General features: G+C 69.2%; 14 protein-coding genes and 1 pseudogene. 5 read left to right on the top strand and 10 right to left on the bottom strand.

Annotation, left to right across the window (positions count from 1 at the left end; translation table 11 throughout):
• Positions 1 to 37: 37 nt before the first annotated feature.
• Positions 38 to 1,162, bottom strand: coding sequence for an FAD-dependent oxidoreductase (locus tag M8I34_RS27135; RefSeq protein WP_250053517.1), 1,125 nt, complete (start codon positions 1,160 to 1,162; stop codon positions 38 to 40).
• 263 nt (positions 1,163 to 1,425) lie between these two features.
• Between M8I34_RS27135 and M8I34_RS42015 the strand changes: the two genes are divergently transcribed.
• Together M8I34_RS42015 and M8I34_RS27125 are read left to right on the top strand one after the other, a co-directional pair.
• Positions 1,426 to 1,596, top strand: coding sequence for a helix-turn-helix domain-containing protein (locus tag M8I34_RS42015; protein ID WP_374210996.1), 171 nt, complete (start codon positions 1,426 to 1,428; stop codon positions 1,594 to 1,596).
• 484 nt (positions 1,597 to 2,080) lie between these two features.
• Positions 2,081 to 2,290 (top strand): hypothetical protein, encoded by a 210-nt coding sequence (locus M8I34_RS27125; RefSeq protein WP_250053512.1) that lies wholly within the window; start codon positions 2,081 to 2,083, stop codon positions 2,288 to 2,290.
• Here the strand turns inward: M8I34_RS27125 and M8I34_RS27120 are convergent.
• Positions 2,242 to 2,892: an HAD family hydrolase gene (locus M8I34_RS27120; RefSeq protein WP_250053511.1), complete on the bottom strand. Its 651-nt coding sequence runs from the start codon at positions 2,890 to 2,892 to the stop codon at positions 2,242 to 2,244. The two genes, M8I34_RS27125 and M8I34_RS27120, sit on opposite strands and share 49 nt — an antisense overlap.
• On the opposite strand from M8I34_RS27120, the gene M8I34_RS27115 reads away from it, so the two are divergent.
• From M8I34_RS27115 to M8I34_RS27105, 3 genes and pseudogenes are all read left to right on the top strand, one after another.
• Positions 2,881 to 3,225 carry an SDR family oxidoreductase gene (locus tag M8I34_RS27115; protein WP_250053509.1) on the top strand — a complete coding sequence of 115 codons (345 nt, stop codon included), beginning with the start codon at positions 2,881 to 2,883 and terminating at the stop codon, positions 3,223 to 3,225. The two genes, M8I34_RS27120 and M8I34_RS27115, sit on opposite strands and share 12 nt — an antisense overlap.
• Positions 3,226 to 3,747: 522 nt before the next feature.
• Positions 3,748 to 4,869: a hypothetical protein gene (locus M8I34_RS27110; RefSeq protein WP_284050856.1), complete on the top strand. Its 1,122-nt coding sequence runs from the start codon at positions 3,748 to 3,750 to the stop codon at positions 4,867 to 4,869.
• 172 nt (positions 4,870 to 5,041) lie between these two features.
• Positions 5,042 to 5,244: pseudogene (locus tag M8I34_RS27105) on the top strand (aldehyde dehydrogenase); the annotation flags it as partial.
• A 253-nt stretch (positions 5,245 to 5,497) separates the two neighbouring features.
• On the opposite strand, the gene M8I34_RS27100 reads toward M8I34_RS27105, so the two are convergent.
• From M8I34_RS27100 to dnaK, 8 genes are read right to left on the bottom strand one after another with little or no spacing between them, the layout of a single operon-like run.
• A complete protein-coding gene (locus M8I34_RS27100) occupies positions 5,498 to 7,243 on the bottom strand; it encodes a cyclic nucleotide-binding domain-containing thioredoxin-disulfide reductase (RefSeq protein ID WP_250053505.1) in 1,746 nt (581 codons plus the stop codon).
• On the bottom strand, positions 7,243 to 7,506 hold the full coding sequence (locus M8I34_RS27095) for a UBP-type zinc finger domain-containing protein (protein ID WP_030082447.1): 264 nt from the start codon (positions 7,504 to 7,506) through the stop codon (positions 7,243 to 7,245). Before M8I34_RS27095 ends, M8I34_RS27100 begins: the two co-directional genes overlap by 1 nt.
• A 28-nt stretch (positions 7,507 to 7,534) precedes the next feature.
• On the bottom strand, positions 7,535 to 7,978 hold the full coding sequence (gene trxA / locus M8I34_RS27090) for a thioredoxin (protein WP_250053619.1): 444 nt from the start codon (positions 7,976 to 7,978) through the stop codon (positions 7,535 to 7,537).
• 5 nt (positions 7,979 to 7,983) lie between these two features.
• Positions 7,984 to 10,626 carry an ATP-dependent chaperone ClpB gene (clpB, locus tag M8I34_RS27085; RefSeq protein WP_250053503.1) on the bottom strand — a complete coding sequence of 881 codons (2,643 nt, stop codon included), beginning with the start codon at positions 10,624 to 10,626 and terminating at the stop codon, positions 7,984 to 7,986.
• Positions 10,617 to 11,027, bottom strand: coding sequence for a chaperone modulator CbpM (locus M8I34_RS27080; RefSeq protein WP_250053501.1), 411 nt, complete (start codon positions 11,025 to 11,027; stop codon positions 10,617 to 10,619). Before M8I34_RS27080 ends, clpB begins: the two co-directional genes overlap by 10 nt.
• The gene (locus tag M8I34_RS27075) at positions 11,024 to 11,998 is read right to left on the bottom strand and encodes a DnaJ C-terminal domain-containing protein (RefSeq protein WP_250053499.1); all 975 of its coding nucleotides are present in this window, start codon (positions 11,996 to 11,998) and stop codon (positions 11,024 to 11,026) included. The genes M8I34_RS27080 and M8I34_RS27075 overlap by 4 nt, the downstream gene beginning before the upstream one ends.
• Before the next feature lie 6 nt (positions 11,999 to 12,004).
• Complete coding sequence (locus M8I34_RS27070) at positions 12,005 to 12,520, bottom strand: nucleotide exchange factor GrpE (protein WP_250053497.1); 516 nt, start codon at positions 12,518 to 12,520, stop codon at positions 12,005 to 12,007.
• Positions 12,521 to 12,529: 9 nt separating this feature from the next.
• The gene (gene dnaK / locus M8I34_RS27065; RefSeq protein WP_250053495.1) at positions 12,530 to 14,440 is read right to left on the bottom strand and encodes a molecular chaperone DnaK; all 1,911 of its coding nucleotides are present in this window, start codon (positions 14,438 to 14,440) and stop codon (positions 12,530 to 12,532) included.
• Positions 14,441 to 14,470 lie beyond the last annotated feature (30 nt).

Here is a 14,470-nt window from a genome sequence, read left to right as displayed (position 1 = left end):
CAGGTCCATCCCTCAGTCATGAATGTGAGGCAGATTTTCACTGGGGGAACCGCTCCGGGCGGAAGTCCGCAAGCATCTTGTCCCTCTTCCCGCTGAGGATCTCTGAAGCAAGCAGCCTGCCGATCACCGGCCCGAGCGTGATGCCGCTGTGGGAGACAGCCTCGTAGTAGCCAGGTACAGAAGGCACCGCTCCCACCGAGGGGAATCCGTCGGCCGGGATGGGCCGGTGGGCTACCCGTGTCTGTGCGATGCGGGAGTTGCCGAGTTCCGGAACGACGTGCTTCGCCGATTCGTGGAGCAGCCGTGCGAGTTCCGCTGGATCTTCACCCGTGTCGATGAGTGCGTCGACCTCGCGGCTGTGGAGAACCACTGATGCATCTCCGTCAGGACGGATCTCGATGTGGGGCGCGTGCATGGCCCGGTGAACCGGGACCTGAGCACAGCCGATCCGGGTGACGACGCCGGGCTCTCGGCACATCGGCAGGTGCCGTGTGATGAGCCCGGCGACCTGGGAGGCGCTGGGGCCTGCTGCGTTCACGACGGCGTCGACGTCGAGACGGCTCCCATCCGACAGAGTCACTGTCCGGATGCTCCCGTCGGCGCCGGTACCGATGTCGCAGACCGCGGTGCCGGAACGGTGTTCGGCGCCGGACTCAACGGCTCGGCCGACCAGGCGGCCGACGAGATGCCGTCCGTGCACCCATGCTTCGTCGGGGTAGAACAGAACCGGAGTCCTGCCGGGCACCGTGAGAGCGGGTTCGAGGCGACGGCGCACCTCGGCCCCCGTGTACACCTCGACCCTGTAGTCCCAGCCGGCCAGCAGCTCCGCCGTTTCCAGGAGCTTCGCCTCCGCTGCGGAGTCGCCGGCCCAGCGCAGGTGGCCGCTGGGATGCCACCAAGAGCCTGGCCCGATGGTCCCTGCAAGCTCACGGTACGCCGCCATGCTCGCAACGTTCAGGTCGAAGTAGGACCTGAGCTCGGTCTTGTTGCTGGCGTTGACCCACGAGAAGGACCAGTTGGTGACCCCTTCGCCTGGCTGACCCGCATCGATGAAGACCACCGCGGCCCCGTGCCGCGACAAGTTCCATCCCACGCTGGCTCCGAGAATGCCCACTCCGATGACAGCAACACGTTCAGGCCGCTGCACGCACCCAACGCTCACGAACGCCCTCCTTCCAGGATCACGGGCGAACTCCCGCTGCCAGCATGCCATCAGCCCGTTCGGCGAGAGCGCGCGATGAGCGTCGATCTCAGGCTGGGTCCACAAGCGCAACCTCAGCCGATCGGGTTCAAGTTGGAGCGGCCTCACCGCCGAGTCCGTCCGTGCCCGGCTCGGCACCGTCGCCGACATGCTCGGCCGGCAGTTCCCCAAGGTCAAAAGCAGGCTCCTGGAGGCCAAGGGGTCCTCACCGCCTTCGCGAACTTCTGCTCGATGCCCGACTTGCCCGCGCACGCGAACTCCTCGAATCCGGCGACCTCACGGTCGAAGCCGTCGCGCGCCACTGCGGCCTGGGCACCCCTGCCGACTTCCGGAACCTTTTCAAGGCGCATGCCGGAGTCCCGCCTAGTGTCTGCCGCGAGACGTTCGTCGGCTGACGGGCGCCAGGGCGCATCGGCCACGACCGCTATCGGCGGCCACCTCGGCGCCGTTGAGGAGATCGGCGGACAGGTGGTAATCCTCACCCGCATGCGTGTGGGGCCCAGAAGGTTCTCCATGAACACCTGCGGATGCACATGCGCCCAGGGAGGCCGGCGATATAGCGCTCCACCAGTTCGTGCCACGCGAAGTGCGGGTCGTGAAGCAGGCCGTACGCCTCTTACGTCGCTGGTGGCGCAGGGGGACGTCGCCCTGGAGCGCGGTCGTGCGACGTATTCGACGCCGTGAGCCGCGCACCGGAAATGCTCCTTGTCCACACCCCTGTGCCGCTGCCGGTCGGGCACCGGTGGGACCGGGTGCCAGGGGCGACCCTGGCCGGCGCCGCCGCCCACCTCATGCCCCCGAACGGCGAGGGCGCTTCGATGAGGCTCTCGCGACGAATCTCCCCTGGCCGGGGATCTGCTGGTCCGAATCGGCGCGATCATGTTCCTGGTCGGCGCAGCGGCCACTCTCGCCACGGTGGCGCCGCTGTTCCTCGGGACCGAACCGCTGCCGTCCGTCTTCTCCTGGATGTGCATGCTGAGGGGCCTCGGCTTTCTGATCGCCGCGGCCGGAGTGATCCGTTCCGCCACCGCTCAGCGCCGTCAGGTGGCGGCGCCGTCGCCCCCGTCCGCCGCCCCGCCCGCCACATAGCGCTCCAGCCAGGACGGGAACTCCGTCAGGTCGGCGAGCACCACCTCGGCACCGGCGTTGCGCAGCTCCGTGGCGTCGCACGGGCCGGTGGCGACCGCGACGGACAGTGCGCCCGCGGTGTGCGCCCCGACGACGTCGCCGATGTGGTCGCCGACGTAGACCTGGGCGTGGTGCTTGCGCAGCGCCTCGGCCTTGCCCTCCGCCCACAGGGAGCCGAAGAGGGCGTCCGCGTCGAGGCCGAGGTGTTCCAGGTGCAGCTTGGCGTTGGGCTCGTACTTGGCGGTCACCACGATCACCCGGCCGCCCGCCGCGTGGATCGCGTCGATGGCCTCGCGGGCGCCGGGCATGGCGGGCGTCGCCGCGACCGCGTACTGCGGATACAGCTCGCGGAAGAGAGCGGCGGTCTCCGCCACCCGCTCCTCGGGGAACCAGTGGCGGATCTCCTCCTCCAGCGGGGGCCCGAGCCGGCTCGCCGCGAGGTCGGCGTCGATGAAGGTGCCGGTCCTGGCCGACAGCTCCTGATAGAGGGCCTTGATGCCCGGGCGCGAGTCGATCAGCGTCATGTCGAGGTCAAAGCCGACCGTCAGAGGGTGTGCAGCCATGCCTGCCATAGTGCCTGCGGCGGCATCCCCGGTCAGGGAGGCACGACCTCGGCGCCCTCAGCGGGCGGGGCACCCGCCGCATGCCACCAAGGCGAGCTGGCGTCGCTGACGCAAGCCTGGACGGCTGAGTACAGCGGCCGCGGCGTCCGCTTCAACACCGTCGCTCCCGGCCCGGTCTACACCCGGCTCGAGGCCCGCGACCTGTTCGACGCGCTCGCCGAGACCACTGCGATGAAGCGCGCCGCCGAGGCCGTTGCATTCCTCGCCTCTCCAGAGGTCGGCTACATCACCGGCGCGACCATCGCCGTAGACGGCGGCCGCACCGCCATCTGAATCTGCCTCTCTCAAGAGGACAACCCTCATGACCAACATGGTGTACGGCCTGAGCGTTGACGTCGCCGACGCCGAGAAACCGCCCACTGCTGAGCCGAAGCGCTTGGGCGGGACGTCGCCTCAGGCGCGGGACCCGAATTCGCCACACTCGACCCGGATGGGGCCCCGCGGCTGAGCTTGCACTAGGCCATTTCGTTTGGATCACGGGATCGTCGGTTGGGCTGTGCCGTTACCTGACGTGCAGTGGGTACGCATCGATCCGTCCTTCCAGGTCGGACACCAAACGGGTGGCCGGTGTCGCGGCCGTGTGGTGCGGGCCGAGGGTTGCCGGAGTGGGTGCTCGCGGTGACGCACGCGATGGTGGCCCGGTAATGAGAGCAGGCCCTGTGCGGAAAGGACGAGGAGATCCGGCCGTACCGCCTGACCCGCCGGCGCGGGCCAGCGCGTCACGCCGCGTCGACGTCACCTCGGGGGCATCCTGTGGGCACGTGGGATCGCGGGGCTAGCCGACCAGAAGGGGTCATGCGGGTGTCGTCTCGGGGCGTTACGGTCGTGGCTCTCCTGGCGGATCCGCATGCGCCGACGGAGATCGCCCAGCGCATGGCCCGGATGCTGCCCACCCGGCTCGCCGACAAGTGGGGCCAGGAGCGACGGTTCGACGTTGAGGTGGTCAGTGAGCCCTTCACCGCAGGGACCGAAGACCCGCCCACCTTGATGCGCCGGATCATGGACCGCGGAAGTGAGGAGAACTGGGACATCGTCGTGGCCCTCACCGACCTGCCGCTGCACTCCCACGGGCGCAAGCTCGTGGTGGATCTGAGTCACGAACACGGCTTGGCGCTGCTGTCTCTTCCTGGGCTGGGGGGATTCCGGCTGCAGACAAGGGCACGGCAGGCCGTGGAAGAAGCCGTCCTCAGCTTGGCGGGCCCGCAGGCCACTGGGGCTGAGGGGCCTCCGGGAAGTCAGCCGCTGCGGGGGCCCTTCATCGGTCGTCTCGCGCCTATCCATCCGGGCCAGGTCGGTGAGGAGGAGATCGCCGATCTCCGGTACGTCGTCAGCGGACCGGGCGGTTACCTGAGGGTGCTGCTCGGTATGGTCCGCGCCAACCGGCCGTGGCGCTTGGTACCGGGCTTGTCGAAAGCCCTGGCGGCCGCACTCGCCACAGGAGCAGTCGCCACCGTGAACTCCACCGTCTGGAGCCTGGCCGCGTCCCTGGACACGCCACGCCTCGTGATCGCCATGGTCGGGTCTGTCGCGCTCATGATCGGCTGGCTGATCGTGGACGCGAACCTGTGGCATCGAACGGATGAGGTTTCGCCAGAGGCGAGGAAGAGGGCGGCTCTCTACAACGCCTCGACGGTCGTGACCGTGGGTATCGGGGTGCTCGTGTGCTACGTGGGTTTGATGGTCATCAATTGGGTGTGGGCGCTGTTCATCCTCAACGACCGACTGTTCGCTTCCATGACACGAACCCCGCTGCATGCCACGGAGTACTGGACGTTGTCCTGGTTCGTCGCTTCGGTCGCTACGGTGGGCGGCGCGCTGGGATCGGGCTTGGAGAGCGACGAGACGATCCGGGCAGCCGCCTACTCCAAGCGCGAACAGGAACGTCGCAGCGTGCTGCGAGGCGACCACGGTGACTAGCTGGTGACCTCAGTCGGATATGTGCCGTCGGTTGGTGGTCGTCCGGGTTCGGAGATTCCGCTGATCGGTCGGTGTGTGGCTGTTTTTCGCGTCGGGGGCCGACGGGGACCGGGAAGCTCCGCCGCCGGAGCGCCGAAGCTCCGCCTGGCGGGCCGGCGGCGGCACCACCGTTCCCGGTCACTGTGAAGTAGGGGCGCTGGAGGCGCAGGGCAAGGTCCGGTCGAGTTCGGCATGATGTGGTTCAAGGGCCAGCGCATGGGCACCGGGCAGGCGCCGGTGAAGAGGTGCAACCGGGCGCTGCGGGATCTGATCGCCGGCGAGAGGGCAAAATCGAGCTCCGTCGTCTCCCACGAACTGAAAGCGGGCGCGTCACCGGACTCGGCGGGCTCAGACCAAGAACGTCCCCAGGCCCATAGCCAGCAGACCGACCGGAACGAGTATCGCGAGAGCCCACGCGGGCATGCCGTCCCCTTCCACCGCCGGGCACGAGCTGAACGCGGGCTGCTACCTCTCCCTCGCTTGCTTCATCACGTCCGTGGGAACGCCGGGTGGCGCCCTCGGCGTCGGCCTGGAGGGACCGGGCGGTCCTCCAGGCCGCCTACGGCGAGCGTCAGCGGCAGGGACGGCGTCAGGACACCGACTGGGCCGGCGCGGACCGAGGCTCGCTCACGCCGGACCCGCGGACGAGATTGCCTTCCTGGGCCCGGTGTTCATGGACGAGTCGGACGGCTATGGCGCCCTCCCCCGCGGCGGAGGCGACCCGCTTGACGGACCCGCTCCTGACGTCACCCGCGGCGAAGACACCCGGCATCGTGGTCTCCAGCATCAGTGGCCCGCGCCCGAGCGATTCCCAGATGTTCTCGTCGGCCGCTGCCCGGGCGTCGGCGCCGGTGAGCACGAACCCCCGTCGGTCCAGCGCGACCACGTCCTTCAGCCACTCGGTGTGCGGCCGGGCGCCGATGAACACGAACAGGGCGCGGGCCGGCAGTTCGCGACGGTCGCCGGAGGCGTTGTCCTCCACGGTCAACGACTGAAGGGTGCCCTCTCCGTTGACCTGGCGCACTTCGGTGTGGGTCAGCACCTCGACCTTCGGATGGCGTGTCACCTGGTCCACCAGATAGCGTGACATGTCCTTGCCGAGGTCGCCGCTGCGGACGATCAGATACACCCTGGGTGCGTATTCGGCGAGGAAGAGCGCCGCCTGGCCTGCGGAGTTGCCCCCGCCGACCACGGCCACGGGGTCCATCCGGCACAGGTTGGCTTCGTGGAGTGTGGCGGCGTAGTAGACGCTGGAGCCTTCCAGCCGGTCGATGCCGGGGACGTCGAGCCTGCGGTAGCGCACTCCCGAGGCCAGGACGATGGTGGCGGCCTGGATCTCGGAGCCGTCCGCGAAGGTGAGGGCGTACCGGCCGTCGCGCGGTTCGAGCGAGGTGACCTCGGCGGGGACGGTGAGCTGTGCGCCGAATTTGCGGGCCTGGAGCACCGAGCGTTCCATGAGTTCGCCACCCGAGATCCCGGACGGGAAGCCCAGATAGTTCTCGATGCGCGAGGAGGTGGCGGCCTGGCCTCCGGTGGCCATGGCGTCGACGGCTACGGTGACGAGGCCGTCGGATGAGCCGTAGACGGCGGCGGCGAGCCCGGCCGGGCCCGCGCCGATCACCACCAGGTCGTATTCACCGTCGCCGTGCGCAGAGGTGGGGAGTCCGATGAGGCGGGCGAGGTCCGCGATGCTGGGATTGCGCAGTACCTGTTCTCCCTTCCACATGACGACCGGGGTCTCGTCCGGACGGATGCCGAACCGGCGCAGCAGCGCCTCGGCTTCCTTGTCCTTCTCCAGGTCGATCCATCGGTGTGGTAGCCGGTTGCGGGCGGCGAATTCACGCAGCCGCAGGGAGTTGGGCGAGTAGCACGAGCCCAGGATCCGGAATCCGGCGCCCAGGCCGATGAGCAGGGACCGGCGGCCGAGGTAGGCACGCAGAATCAGGTCCCCGAGGGCCGGATCGCGTGCCACCAGGGCCCGCTGGCGCTCCACCGGGACCGCGAGGACCTGGCCGGGCTCGCGTACGACCGCGGTGTCGAACGCCGTCTGGCCTTCGAGCAGACCGAGTTCCCCCAGAAAGCGGCCGGGGCCGTGTACCGCCACGGTGCGTTGGTCGGGACCGCCGTAGTCGTGGATGACCTCGACCATCCCGCTGACGATGGCAAGGAACTCCTCGCACGGTTCGCCCTCGCGGAACAGCACCTCGCCCCGCCGCGTGGGGCGGTACTCGCCGTACTGGGCCAGCGCATCGAGCTGTTCCGGCGTCAGCCGGGGGTAGGCGCCGTGCTGATCGGGGGTTTCGGTGGGTATCCCGTCCGGGCCCGCGGCAGTCATCAGACCACGGCCTCGTGGACGTAGCACCAGCGCCAGTTCTCTCCCGGCTCGAGGGGCTGCACGATGGGGTGGCCGACGTTGGCGGCGTGCAGGCGGGCGTGCTTGAGTGGCGAGGAGTCGCAGCATCCGACATGTCCGCAGGTCAGGCACAGCCTGAGGTGCACCCAGGGGGAGCCGAGGCGCAGGCACTCCTCGCAGCCCTCGGGGGTGCGCGGCGTCACCGGGCGCACGAGCGACAGGTGCCAGTCGCTTTCGGTAGTCATGATGGTCGTCCTTCCTTGGCGGACGGGCTCAGCGGCGACCCGCGATGGTCTCCTCGACCCATTGGCGCAGCACGTTGGCGGGGGCGGCGCCGGCCTGACGCGCGATCACCTCTCCCTTGTCGAGCAGCAGCAGGGTCGGCACGGCCTGCACCTGGAATCGCTGGGACAGCCTGGGGGCCTGGTCGACATCGACCTTGACGAGCTTGATCTTTCCGGCGAGCTCGCGGGCGACCTGTTCCAGTGCGGGGCTGACCATGCGGCAGGGACCGCACCAGGTGGCCCACAGGTCGACGAGGACGAGGGACGCCGCCTTTTCGGCGATCTCCGCGAAGTCGTCATCGCCGGCATCGACGATCCAGGGCAACGGGGTACCGCAGTTTCCGCACTTGGGGCGACCGTCCCCCGCTGCCGGCACCCGGTTCTTGCGGCCGCACGACTCACAGACGACCGTCTTGCTCCGGCTCGTTGCCACCGTGCTCACGCAGCCATTCCGTGGTCGGCCTGGGCCGGTCTGTCGTACGTCACGACCAGTTCACCGTTCTGGGCGTCGACCTTGATCGTCGAGCCGTCGTCCACATCGCCGCGGATCAGGGCCCGCCCGACGAGTGTTTCGACCTCGTGCGAGATGAAGCGGCGCAGCGGCCGTGCCCCGTAGACGGGGTCGAAGCCCTGCTGGGCGATGAGCTCGCGGGCCTGATCGGTGAGTTCGACGGTGATCTGGCGTTCGGCCAGGCGTCGGCGCAGGTCGTTGAACTGTAGCTCGACGATGCGCTTGATCTGGTCCATGCCCAGGGGCTTGAACAGCACGACGTCATCGACACGGTTGAGGAACTCGGGGCGGAAGTGGCTTTGCAGTTCGCCCATCACCAGCGCCCGCGCCTCGGGTTTGATCTCGCCGTCGGCGGTCACCCCGTCGAGCAGATGGGCGGATCCGATGTTGGAGGTCATGATGACGACGGTGTTGCGGAAGTCGACGGTGCGGCCCTGGGCGTCGGTGATCCGGCCGTCGTCGAGCACCTGGAGCAAGGTGTTGAAGACATCGGCATGCGCCTTCTCCACCTCGTCGAACAGGACCACGGAGTAGGGCTTGCGGCGTACCGCCTCGGTGAGCTGGCCGCCCTCCTCGTAGCCGACGTATCCGGGCGGCGCTCCGACCAGCCTGCTGACGGTGTGGCGTTCCTGGTACTCGCTCATGTCGAGACGGACGATGCTCTCCTCGGTGTCGAACAGTGCCGCGGCGAGCGCCTTGGCGAGCTCGGTCTTTCCGACGCCGGTGGGGCCGAGGAAGATGAACGAGCCGATGGGCCGGCGCGGGTCCCGGATGCCGGAGCGGGCGCGGATGATGGCGTCGGTGACCAGCTTGACGGCCTCGTCCTGGCCGATCACCCGCTCGGTGAGGATCTCGTCGAGCCGCAGCAGCTTCTCCCGTTCGCCTTCCTGCAACCTGGTCACCGGGATGCCGGTCCACGCGGCGACGATCTCGGAGATCTCGTCCTCGGTGACGACCTCGCGCAGGAGCCGGGTCTCGCCCTGCTTGGCGGCGAGCGCCTCCTCCTCGGCGGCCAGTCTGCGCTCCAGTTCGGTGAGCTTGCCGTAGCGCAGTTCGGCGGCGCGGTTGAGGTCGTAGTTCCGCTCGGCCTCCTCGGCTTCCTGGCGGGCCTGTTCCAGTTCCTGCCGCAGTTCCTGCACCCGCCGGATGGCCTGGCGTTCGGCCTCCCACTGGGCGTGCATGGCGTCGGCCTCGGCGCGCAGGTCGGACAGTTCGCGCCGGAGCTCTTCCAGCCGCTTTCGGCTGGCGGGGTCGGTCTCCTTGTCCAGGGCCGCTTCCTCGATCTCCAGGCGGGTCACCCGGCGGGTGATCTCGTCGAGTTCGGCCGGCATGGAGTCGATCTCGGTGCGCAGCCGGGCGCAGGCCTCGTCGACGAGGTCGATGGCCTTGTCCGGCAGGAACCGGTCGGAGATATAGCGGTGGCTGAGGGTGGCCGCGGCGACCAGCGCGGTGTCCTGGATCTTCACGCCGTGGAAGACCTCAAGACGTTCGCGCAGACCGCGGAGGATGGAGACGGTGTCCTCCACGCTCGGCTCGTCCACCAGGACCTGCTGGAAGCGCCGTTCGAGGGCGGCGTCCGACTCGATGTGCTTGCGGTACTCCTCCAGCGTGGTGGCGCCGATCATGTGCAGCTCACCGCGGGCGAGCATCGGCTTGAGCATGTTGCCGGCGTCCATCGCGCCCTCGGCGCCGCCGCCGGCTCCGACGACCGTGTGGAGTTCGTCGACGAAGAGAAGGATGCGCCCCTCGGCGGCCTTCACCTCGCTCAGCACGGCCTGCAGTCGTTCCTCGAACTCACCGCGGTACTTCGCGCCCGCCACCAGCGAGCTCATGTCGAGGGAGAAGATGGTCTTCTCGCGCAGCCCCTCGGGCACGTCACCGCGGACGATCCGCTGTGCCAGGCCTTCCACGATGGCCGTCTTGCCGACGCCCGGATCGCCGATCAACACGGGGTTGTTCTTGGTCTTGCGGCTGAGGATCTGCATGACCCGGCGGATCTCCGCGTCCCGGCCGATCACCGGGTCCTTCTTGCCGCTTCGCGCCTCGGCGACCAGGTCTTGGCCGTACTTCTCCAGCGCCTCGTACGCGCCCTCGGGCGTCGCCGAGGTGACCCGCTGGTTGCCGCGGATACGGGTCAGCGCGGAGAGGAAGGAGTCCTTGGTGATGCCGTGTTCCTTGAGCAGGCGGCCCGCCGCGGTCGTGGATTCCTCGTCGACCAGTGCCAGGACGAGGTGCTCCACGGACACATATTCGTCCTTGAGGCGCTTGGCTTCCTGCTCGGCGGTGTCCAGCAGCTTGGCCAGCCGCTGGGTGACATACACCTGGCCGGGTGTGGCGCCGGGTCCGGTCACCTTCGGTCTGCGGGACAGCTCGCTCATGAGCGAGGCGCGCAACGCCTCGGTGTCGGCGCCCGCCTGGTCGAAGAGCCGCGGCACCAGCCCGTCCGGCTGGTCGAGGAGGGCGAGCAGCAGATGCTCACCGTCGACCTCGGTCTGGTCCATCCGGCCGGCGATCGTCTGCGCTTCCTGAAGGGCTTCTTGGGACTTCTGGGTGAGCCGGTTCATATCCACGATTCATCACTCCTGGAGCCGGCGTTGCTGCGCCTCAATGCGGCCTCCAGCTCGCTGATCCGGTCGAGCAGGTCGAGCACCAGACCGAGGGAGGCGTAGTTGAGGGGGAGTCCGGCCCGTAGCCGTTGGATGCGGGCGAGAGTTGCGGGCGCGCCCGGGCCGAACCACAGCCGGCCGCTGTCGTCGCGGGTGGCGTCGACCAGGCCGAGGGTGACGAACCGCCGGACGAGATCGGGGTGGAGCCCGGAGCGCCGGGCCACGACGTCCAGGCTGAGTCTGTCGACGGGCACGATGGCGTAGTTGCGGACAACGACGTTCAGGGGCCGCTGCTTGTCCGGCGCCGCCGACCGGCGATGCCCGGCCTGGGGCCCGGCGGCAGCGCGCCGCGGGTCATGGGTCATCCTGGCTTCCTCGGGTCGAAGGTGGACACGGCAGCCAGCTCCTCGAAGAGCTCACGCTCCCGGTCGCCGAGTTCGGGCGGCACCATGATCCGGACCTCCGCGTAGAGATCTCCGTTGGCGCCACGGGGGTTGGGCATGCCCTCACCGCGCAGCCGCAGCCGGCGGCCGCTGGACGAGCCCTTGGGAACGGTGACTTTGGCGGTGCCGCCGGGCGTGGGTACCGGTACCGTCGCGCCGAGCGCCGCCTCCCAGGGCGTGACGGGAAGCGCGACGTGGACGTCCCGGCCCTCCAGGCGGAATCGCGTATCGGGCTTGATCCGTACACGGAGGTACAGATCTCCCGGGGGACCGTCGTCGCTGCCCCTGCCGCCTTCCCCGGCCAGCCGGATGCGCTGTCCGTCGACCACGCCACGCGGGATGTTGACGTCGTAGGTCCGCTGTCCGCCGGGTCCGGCGAGGGTGATGCTGCGATGGCCGCCGTGGTAGGCCTCCTGGACACCGAGCTGGATCTCGGCCTCCTGGTCGGCCCCGGGAACCGGGCCCCAGCGTCCGCCGCCTCCGCCGCGGCCGTACATCCCGCCGAACAGGTCCTCGAAGTTGATGCCGGAGCCGTCGAATCCCTCGCCGTAGTCGGTGAACCGGACCCGGCCGCCGCCGTCGCCGGTGGACCGGCCGCGGCCGCGGCTGCGGCCCCGGGCTCCCGCCCCGGCCCCCACGCCCGCGCCCACCCGTTCTTCCCAGTCCTCCGGGATCTGCCGGAAGTCCTCGCCGAAGCGGTCGTAGCGCTTGCGCGTCTTGGGGTCGGACAGCACGCTGTACGCCTCGTTGAGCTCCTTGAAGCGCTCCTCGGCCTGCGGGTCCTTGTTGATGTCGGGGTGGTGTTTGCGGGCCAGCTTGCGGAAGGCCTGCTGTATTTCGTCGGCGCTCGCGTTGCGCTGCACCCCGAGCACGTCGTAGTAGTCCCGTGCCATGGGGCGTCACTCCTGCCGCTTGCTGACCAGGACGGCCGCGGGGCGCAGCTGCCGGCTCCCCTCGCCGTAGCCGGGACGCACCACCTGCACGACGGTGTTCGGCTCGGCATCGGGGGCGTCGACGGTGCCGACGCCCTCGTGCCGGGCCGGGTCGAAGGGCACTCCGGTCTCCTCGTAGCGGGGATACCCGAGCCGGCGGAGCACGTCGACGGCCTGGTCGCGTACGGCCTTGACGCCTTCCACCACGGCGGACGGATCGGATCCGGCATGGGTGAGCGCCAGGTCCAGATTGTCGACCACCGGCAGCCAGGCCGCCGCGGTGCGGGCGCGTTCCTCGTTCCGTACGGCGTCCAGTTCCTTTGCGTGGCGCTTGCGGAGGTTGTCGAGGTCCGCGAGGGCCCGGCGCCAGCGGTCCTGGAGCTCGTCGAGGGCCGCGGCGTGGTCGTCCACCTCCGGCTGCTCCGTGGGCAGGGCCTGGCTCAGCTCGTCCTGGGACGTCGTCGGCTCCTGTTCGGTGGACATCGCCGCACCTCAGCTCTTGTCGAATTCGGCGTCGACCACGTCGTCGTCGGATCCGGCGGAGCCGCCCGAAGCACCCTGTGCCCCGGCACCCGCCGTGGCCCGCTCCTCCGCGGACGGTCCCGCGCCTGCCTGCTGGGAGGCCAACGAGGCGTGCATCTGCTGGAGTTCGGAGGTCAGCGACCTGACCTTGTCGAGCGGCGCTTCTCCCTTGACGGCTTCCCTGGCGTCGGTGACGAGCATCTCGGCCCGTGCCTTCTCGTGCGCGGGTGCGGCGTCGCCCAGCTCGTTCAGCCGGCGTTCGACCTGGTAGGCAACGGCGTCCAGTTCGTTGCGGGCGTCCACCGCCTCGCGCAGCGCCTGGTCCTCGCCGCGGTGCGCTTCGGCCTCCTGGACCATCCGCTCGACCTCGCTCTGGTCGAGGTTGGAGCCCTCGCTGATGGTGATGCCCTGCTCGGCGCCGGTGTCCTTGTCCCGCGCGGTGACGTTCAGGATGCCGTTGGCGTCGACGTCGAAGGTGACCTCGACCTGCGGCTCGCCACGGGGCGCGGGGCGGATGTCCTTGAGCTGGAAGCGGCCCAGGACGCGGTTGTCCTTCGCGAGCTCGCGCTCTCCTTGCAGGACGACGATGTCGACCGCTCCCTGGTTGTCCTCGGCGGTGGAGAAGGTCTCCGTGCGCCGCACCGGGATGGTGGTGTTCCGCTCGATGATCTTGGTCATCACACCGCCGCGGGTCTCCACACCCAGCGACAGCGGGATGACGTCGAGCAGCAGCACGTCCTTGACGTCGCCCTTGAGCACTCCGGCCTGGATCGCGGCGCCCATGGCTACGACCTCGTCGGGGTTGACGCTCATGTTCGGGTCCTTGCCGCCGGTCAGCCGGCGGACCAGGTTCTGGACGGCGGGGATACGGGTGGAGCCGCCCACGAGGATGACCTCGTCGATATCGCTCTCGCTGATCTTGGCGTCGGCCATCGCCTGCTTGACCGGTTCCATGGTCCGCTCGACGAGGTCGGAGGTGATCTGGTCGAACGTGGACCGCATGACCGTCTCGGTCAGATGCTTCGGGCCGGCCGCGTCCGCGGTGATGAACGGCAGGCTGACCTGCGTCTGGGTGACCGAGCTGAGTTCGGTCTTGGCCTTCTCCGCGGCCTCGAAGAGCCGTTGCAGGGCCTGGGGGTCGTTCCGCAGGTCGATGCTGTTGTCGCGTTGGAAGTTGTCCGCCAGGTGGTCCACGAGCCGTCGGTCGAAGTCGTCGCCGCCCAGGTGGCTGTCGCCCGCGGTGGACCGGACCTCGACCACCCCGTCGCCGACGTCGAGCAGGCTGACGTCGAAGGTGCCGCCGCCCAGGTCGAAGACGAGCACGGTCTCGTGCCCCTTCTTGTCCAGCCCGTAGGCCAGCGCCGCCGCCGTGGGCTCGTTGATGATGCGCAGGACCTCCAGTCCCGCGATGCGCCCCGCGTCCTTTGTCGCGGTGCGCTGGGCGTCGTTGAAGTAGGCCGGGACGGTGATGACGGCTTCCGTCACCTTCTCGCCCAGCTGCTTCGCGGCGTCGTCGGCGAGCTTGCGCAGGACCAGTGCGCTGATCTCCTCGGGCGCGTACAGCTTGCCGCGTACCTCGAAGCGCGCGTTGCCGTGCTCATCGGCGACCACGTCGAAGCCGACGGCCTTCGCCTCGTCCGAGATCTCGTCGTAGCGGCGGCCGATGAAGCGCTTTGCCGAGTAGATGGTTCCCTTGGGGTTGAGGATCGCCTGGCGGCGGGCCAACTGTCCCACGAGACGCTCGCCCGTGTCGGTGAACGCGACGACCGACGGGGTCGTGCGGCTGCCCTCGGAGTTCGGGAGAACCGTTGCCTCACCGCCCTCCCACGCGGCGATCACCGAGTTGGTGGTGCCGAGGTCGATTCCGACTGCCTTAGCCATGGGGATACTCCTTCATCGAAAGCCACGGAG

Origin of the sequence: Streptomyces sp. MCA2, assembly GCF_023544705.1 — a bacterium.
Lineage (GTDB): Bacteria > Actinomycetota > Actinomycetes > Streptomycetales > Streptomycetaceae > Streptomyces > Streptomyces decoyicus.
The sequence above is the reverse complement of the archived record's forward strand: the minus strand, read 5'-3'. Positions and strand labels throughout refer to the sequence as shown.